The 6,749-nt window shown below is 44.1% G+C and carries 6 protein-coding genes; 3 read left to right on the top strand and 3 right to left on the bottom strand.

The window, feature by feature from the left end; genetic code table 11:
• Window positions 1-310: 310 nt before the first annotated feature.
• Together HWQ44_RS32460 and surE are read right to left on the bottom strand one after the other, a co-directional pair.
• The gene (locus HWQ44_RS32460) at window positions 311-1,210 is read right to left on the bottom strand and encodes an MBL fold metallo-hydrolase (protein ID WP_292726447.1); all 900 of its coding nucleotides are present in this window, start codon (window positions 1,208-1,210) and stop codon (window positions 311-313) included.
• Window positions 1,211-1,497: 287 nt separating this feature from the next.
• On the bottom strand, window positions 1,498-2,295 hold the full coding sequence (gene surE / locus HWQ44_RS32465; RefSeq protein WP_292726449.1) for a 5'/3'-nucleotidase SurE: 798 nt from the start codon (window positions 2,293-2,295) through the stop codon (window positions 1,498-1,500).
• A gap of 366 nt (window positions 2,296-2,661) precedes the next feature.
• Between surE and pheS the strand changes: the two genes are divergently transcribed.
• From pheS to HWQ44_RS32480, 3 genes are all read left to right on the top strand, one after another.
• Complete coding sequence (gene pheS, locus HWQ44_RS32470) at window positions 2,662-3,654, top strand: phenylalanine--tRNA ligase subunit alpha (RefSeq protein WP_012407694.1); 993 nt, start codon at window positions 2,662-2,664, stop codon at window positions 3,652-3,654.
• Window positions 3,655-3,699: 45 nt separating this feature from the next.
• Window positions 3,700-3,915, top strand: coding sequence for a hypothetical protein (locus HWQ44_RS32475; RefSeq protein ID WP_292726452.1), 216 nt, complete (start codon window positions 3,700-3,702; stop codon window positions 3,913-3,915).
• A 135-nt stretch (window positions 3,916-4,050) separates the two neighbouring features.
• Window positions 4,051-4,263 (top strand): DUF5615 family PIN-like protein, encoded by a 213-nt coding sequence (locus HWQ44_RS32480; RefSeq protein WP_292726454.1) that lies wholly within the window; start codon window positions 4,051-4,053, stop codon window positions 4,261-4,263.
• A 195-nt stretch (window positions 4,264-4,458) separates the two neighbouring features.
• Here HWQ44_RS32480 and HWQ44_RS32485 read toward each other — a convergent pair whose 3' ends face one another.
• On the bottom strand, window positions 4,459-6,345 hold the full coding sequence (locus HWQ44_RS32485) for a S9 family peptidase (RefSeq protein ID WP_292726456.1): 1,887 nt from the start codon (window positions 6,343-6,345) through the stop codon (window positions 4,459-4,461).
• Window positions 6,346-6,749: the final 404 nt, after the last annotated feature.

The following is a 6,749-nucleotide window of genomic DNA, read 5'->3' on the forward strand; positions in this document are numbered from 1 at the left end:
GTGCCATCAGCTTGACAGCTAATTGCTAAGTCCAGATAATCCCCAATACCAGAGCTAAAAAGGCTCTAGTTCCATGTTGAGACTGCAACGAGGTGTTTACCCTCCATCAGCCGCAAAAAGGGGTCTAGTGGGTGTCTGGGGTTGGTGAATCTATAAAGTTTGTCCTCCTGTTGTCGCCCTGATTCTGTGTCGGCGCTCTGACAACTCTGGGCAGCGCTGTCTCACCGTGCAGCCAACAGGTACGCTCTCGCGCTGAAAGCTTCTGATCACCAATCTAATCTAAAATCTCCAATTCCTCCGATCGCAATCTTTAAGTAGAAAACTTACTAACAGGAAAAGATTCTGATAAGGTAACTGAGGTAGGAATCTGAAGTACCATTCCTTCCCGTGCCATAATAGCGCCAGGAAATTTTGCAGCCGCTTGTTTGCCTACACGATCCAAAAAGTCATCATTGTGGGCGGGGTCGTGGTGATAAATCACCAGAGTTTTGACGTTAGCAGCTTGTGCCACTTTCACCGCTTCTTGCCAAGTAGAATGTCCCCAGCCAATTTTTGGGGTTTTTGAGCAATGGTATTCTTCGTCTGTGTATGTGGAATCGTAAATCAGAATGTCAGCATTACGAGCTAGCCACAGCACATTATCATCGAGTCGGTCGGGAAAATGTTCGGTATCGGTGATATAAGCAGCAGCACCACCACGCCAGTTGACACGGTATCCTACAGCTTCACCTGGATGGTTTAAAGGTGCTGTTTCTACGGTAACGTCATCGATGTGGATTGGTTGCCCCGATCGAATGTCGTAGAAATTTAAATTGGCTTGCATAATCTGCAAGGGTACAGGAAAGTTTGGGTGCAACATTTGATCGTTGAGGCGCTGTTCTATGGTAGAACCATCAGGTGCGATCGCGCCGTAGATATGAAAGTCATTGCCCTTGACAAACCCTGGGGTGAAGAAGGGAAAACCCTGCATGTGATCCCAGTGAGAGTGGGTAAAAAATATGTGAGCTTTTAACGGCATTTGGCACAATAAAGATTGCCCCAAAACATGTAGTCCCGTGCCAGCATCGAAAATTAAGCGTTTATCGCCCGCTTGCATTGATATGCAAGGGGTATTACCGCCGTAACGAACGGTGTGTGGCCCTGGACTGGGGATGCTACCGCGAACGCCCCAAAATTGTACGGTAAATTGGTTGTTCTCTATCCTAGACATGGGTGTTGCTTGCTGGACTGAGCGGGCGATAATTGGAAGAATTGTTACTTATTTTGTCTAAGTTTATGCTGTCTCACCGATTTTGCTAGAGGGAGGATTTCTTGGTAAAACAGCATACCCTGTTTCTGGTTGATTGTGTAAATGTAGATGAAATACTGTCAGTTAGAATTTTCCAGGTTTTGGGGTGAGTGTGTATCAGTTATTTCAAGAGTGCCCCTACGTTATAGCCTACATTTTTCTGTTATGTATGTGAATAACCCCAGTTTTATCCTGATAAATCAAATGATTCACCGAATATTGAATTCCCACTCAGACAATTTATCTAGTCCAGTTGCGTAGGTAAGATTGTATTGTAGCGGAGTTATACTGATGTAGTTTTTACGTACAACATCCACGTCTGTCGGTACATTTTGAGGCAGATTTAATCCGGTAGGGGGTTCCACCTCCTCAATTACCTCTCCAGTTAGCCAGTAGTACGTTTTTCCACGAGGATCAATTCGTTTATCAAATACATCAATGTAACGCCGCACTCCTTGACGGGTGAGAGTAACACCAGCAATTTCTTCCCACTTCACAGCAGGAATATTAACGTTGAGCAACATCAAATCTGGCAGCGGTTTTTGGGCTAACTGGTCTACGAGAATTTTGGCAAATTTAGCGGCATGTTGAAAGTCTTTAGATGTGTGACTCATAAGACTTAGCGCCACACTGGGAATGCCTTCAATTAGACCTTCCATTGCCGCAGAAACAGTGCCGGAATACAAGATTTCAGTTCCCAAATTCGCACCTTGATTAATACCAGAGAGAACCAAATCGGGAGGAGTTTTTAGCAAAGCCCACAGCGCCAATTTGACGCAATCTGAAGGCGTACCATCGCAAGCCCAAGCTTTGACAGCGGGATGAAAAATCTCTTCAACAATTTCGGCGCGAATGGGTTGGTGTAAAGTTAACCCGTGTCCAGTTGCCGATCGCTCTCGATCTGGGCAAACTACACTCACATCATGACCTGCCTCTGCCAAGTAATTGGCTAGGGTACGAATCCCCAAGGCAGAAATGCCGTCATCGTTGCTAATTAGTAATTTCATAGTCCTTAGTCATTAGTCATTGGTCATTAGTCATTGGTCATTAGTTATTAGTTATTTGTTATTAGCCATTTGTCAATGTCTGAGGTCACAAGTGGCAAAAAAACATCCATACTCACTAGTACACTGTGGCGTCAGTTTGCCTACGTTTAAGACAAGTTGCTCAATTCCCAAGTCTTGTTAAGTGAGATATTAGCTGGATTTACGCGCCTGCTGTACTAGCCCAATTGTCTCTAACTGATAAACAGAGGTTTAATTTTGACCCTCACCTTTGGCTGATGTTAATGGATATGACTGTAAGTTTATTTATCGACCAGTTCATAGCTTTTGACTATAGACTAATGACTAATGACCAATGACTAATAACTAATGACTAGCAATTTAGAAGCTCAACTTTTAGCACTGCGGCAAGAAGGAGAAAAAGCGATCGCAGCCGCCGACACCTTAGAACGTCTGGAGGAACTCAGAGTTAACTATCTGGGTAAAAAAGGGGAACTGGGGGCACTGTTGCGAAGTATGGGGCAGATGAGTGCAGAGGAACGACCAAAAATTGGAGCGATCGCCAATACAGTCAAAGAATCCCTGCAAACTAGTCTAGACCAGCAACGTGTCGCCCTGGAAGCTGCTCAAATTCAGGTACAGCTAGAGGCGGAAACTCTGGATGTTACTATGCCGGGAATTTACAGCCCCCAAGGTCGCATTCATCCCCTCAATGGAATTATTGACCGGGCGCTGGATATCTTTGTTGGTATGGGCTACACCGTGGCTCAAGGGCCAGAGATGGAAACAGATTATTATAATTTTGAGGCTCTCAACACCCCGCCAGATCACCCCGCCCGTGATATGCAGGATACCTTCTACCTGCCAGATGGTAATCTCCTCCGCACTCATACTTCGTCAGTGCAAATTCGTTACATGGAAAGAGAAGAACCACCGATTCGGGTTGTGGCTCCAGGGCGAGTTTATCGGCGAGATAATGTAGACGCGACTCACTCAGCAGTTTTCCATCAAATAGAACTTTTAGCCATTGATGAGGGACTAACTTTTACAGACCTCAAAGGCACAATTAAAGTATTTTTACAAGCAATATTTGGCGATTTACCTATTCGCTTCCGCGCCAGTTATTTCCCTTTTACCGAACCCTCTGCCGAAGTAGATTTGCAGTGGAATGGTCGCTGGTTGGAGGTGATGGGTTGCGGTATGGTCGATCCAAATGTACTTAAGTCTGTGGGTTATGACCCAGAAGTTTATACAGGATTTGCTGCCGGTTTTGGTGTAGAACGCTTTGCAATGGTGTTACACCAAATCGATGATATTCGTCGCTTGTATGCTAGTGATTTGCGGTTTTTACAACAATTCTAGGACTTATCTAATGTTTATGTACTGCAAGCAAGGTAACAATAAATAATGACCTCAATTTCCAGGTTAGAGCAAGTTCTAGAAAGCATCGAAAACTTATCAGTAGATGAACAAGAAACATTAATTGATCTGATAAGTCATCGGTTGGCAGAACGGCGGCGTTCTGAAATTGCTGCTAATATCGCTCAAGCACAAGTAGAATACCAGTCGGGAAAAGTGTTCCGTGGTACAGTTACTCAAATAATGGATGAGTTACGCAAGTGATAACTGTAGTTTTGGCATCATCGTTTAAACGAGCATTTAAACGATTGGTATGACGACAGCCAGAATTACAAGAGCGGATTGGAGAGCGGTTAGCACTACTAACCGCCGATCCATAAAAGCTATATTGGGGACATCGTGACGGTTTTTGCTGCGCTTTACAGCGATGAGGATATGTCAGCGTTGGTTGCTAGACTGTTGCGATCGCGCGGTCTGGATATCACAACTGTTTCGGAACAAGCAACCCTCGGCAAAACTGACCGTGAGCAACTTGAATTTGCAACTTCTATGGGCAGATGTATCCTGACACATAACCGTGTCGATTTTGAGCGGTTGATCTCCAGTATATAGAGGAGAATAAAGAACATTTTGGGATTATCGTTGTGCCTCAGAAAAACGCTTATGAAGTCGTGCAACGAATTGGCATTCTGGTAAGCACACTAAAAAGCTGATGAAATTAGGAATCAGTTGTTGTATGCATAAATCCTTCCAAATTAAAAATATTAAGGTGGTTGGTGGATGACACTAACCACCATGCGTGAGACTTTATTTCACTATTCCTGAATGACCAGGAATATCTGCCAAAGGTTCAAATCTTCCACCTAAGTATTTGGCGAGAAACTCCTCTGCGATCGCAAAAAAGTGCAGCCGATTTTCTGGTCTGGCAAAACCATGTCCTTCATCTGTGTAAAGTGCATATTGCACTGGTAAACCAGCCTGTTGCATTGCGTTGACAATTTGATCGCTTTCTGATTGTTTCACTCGCGGATCGTTTGCACCTTGACCGATAAGTAAAGGTTTTTGAATCCGGTCAGCGAAAAATAAAGGCGATCGCGATTTCAAAAATTCCTCTTCTGTCTCTAAATTACCAACGCGATGATAAAGCATCGCCTTCAATGGTTCCCAATAAGGCGGTATAGTTTCTATCAAAGTAATCAGGTTACTTGGCCCGACAATATCCACGCCAGCCGCAAATATTTCTGGTGTAAAAGTCAATCCTACTAAAGTGGCATAACCTCCATAAGAACCGCCCATAATCGCAATCTTTTGCGGATCGGAAATGCCTTGTTCCACCAGCCAGTTAACACTATCAATTAAGTCGTCGTGCATTTTGCCAGCCCATTCCCGGTTTCCAGCATTCAAAAATGCTTTACCGTAGCCAGTGGAACCGCGAAAGTTGACTTGCAGTACAGCATAACCACGGTTCGCTAGCCATTGCGCTGTGGGAGAGAAACCCCAAGTATCCCGCGCCCAAGGGCCGCCATGAACCAACAGTACTGTTGGGAGATTTTGCGTAGGTATTCCTAGAGGAGTTGTTAAGTAACTGTGGATAGTTAAACCATCCCGTGCTTCGTAGGAAATCGGTTGCATTGAAGCTAACTGCAACGCTTCGAGTTTGGGTTGGTTGCTAAAAAGGAAAGTGCTAGTTTTGGACTCTCGGTTGTAGGCATAGTAATAAACTGGGCCATTGTCAGTTCTATAAGCTAAAGCCCAAGTTTTATCTTCCAAGTCGCGGCTAATTATAGAGAATTCTCCAGAACGCACCTTGGCGATTTCCTCAAAATCAGTGGCGATACTTTGGTCAATTACCTGCCATTCCTGTTTATCTTTGTAGAAAGAAACTGCTTGGATAACTCGCGTCAGTGGGTGAATAATTATCCCCACAACATCATACTGCTCATCTTCAGCAATGACAGTTTCTTGACGGGTGTCTAGGTCAACAGCTAGCAGACGTTTGGCGTTAGCATCATGATTCCCTTGAATGTAAAGGGTTTTACCATCATCTGAGAAGCTAACAGAATTGCCTTCCTCTTCTGGCCCCCAGTGGCGGAGAATTTCCCACTGTTTATCTGATTTCTGCAATAACAAATCGTAACCACCATCGGGTGTGCTAGCTGTCGCTGCACGTATTTGGAACTCAGCGTCAGATGTCCAACTGATAATGTTACCGGGGTTATCAGTGTCGAACTCAACCGCACCATTTTTAAGGTTGATGCGGTAAACGTCAAACTTTTGAGGATTGTTCAAGTTCAACGCTACCAACACTTGATCTGGAAATTTTGGTTCCAGTTCCACGAGTTCTGCTTTCACACCCTGGAATGGCGTTAAGTCACGCACAATCTTGGAGTGAATATTAACTAAGTGGAGGTGAAAGTTCTCGTCGCCATCCGAGTCTTGCATATAAATCAACTGGTCGGCGTTATAAGTCCAGAAGAAAATGCGGATACCGCGCTTTTTGTCGGCAGTTAGTATCTGGTCGTCTTCTTGTCCTATAGTTCGCAACCATACCTGTAAGACATTTTTCTCATCAGGGGCGATATATGCCAAATAATTGCCATCAGGGGAAAGTTGTGGGCTAGTTTTTTCGGGATTCCCAAATAGGATTTCGCGCGGAATCAAGGGTGGTAGGGAGGGCGCTTGAGCAGATGACATATTTTTATCCTCTACTTGACTACCCTATTGTCACTTGGTAGTGAAAATGACAATTCATCCAATAGGATGAATCTAGTACCGCAAGGCGGAAGTCAAAAGTCAAAAGAATTATATTCCAAGCTCTTGCGCCATTTGAAATGGTATGTTTATTTACGCCTGTACTAGGTAGAGAATATGTAGGGGAGCAGGGGAAAGAAAAAAGTTTTAACTTACCCCTCTTCTGTCACTTTCCGAGATAAACAAGTAGTAACAAAGTGAAATTATCCAGAAGCATAACAGGTTTTAAATTGATTCATTGCACTAATTAATTGATTGAATCCCAGCAATAATTTAGAATTGGGGAAAATATCAGGGTTAGCGCGTCTCAAACCCTATTGACAGGGGGATTATGGCAGAGGTACTGA

Source organism: Nostoc sp. JL34, assembly GCF_017114945.1.
GTDB lineage: Bacteria > Cyanobacteriota > Cyanobacteriia > Cyanobacteriales > Nostocaceae > Nostoc.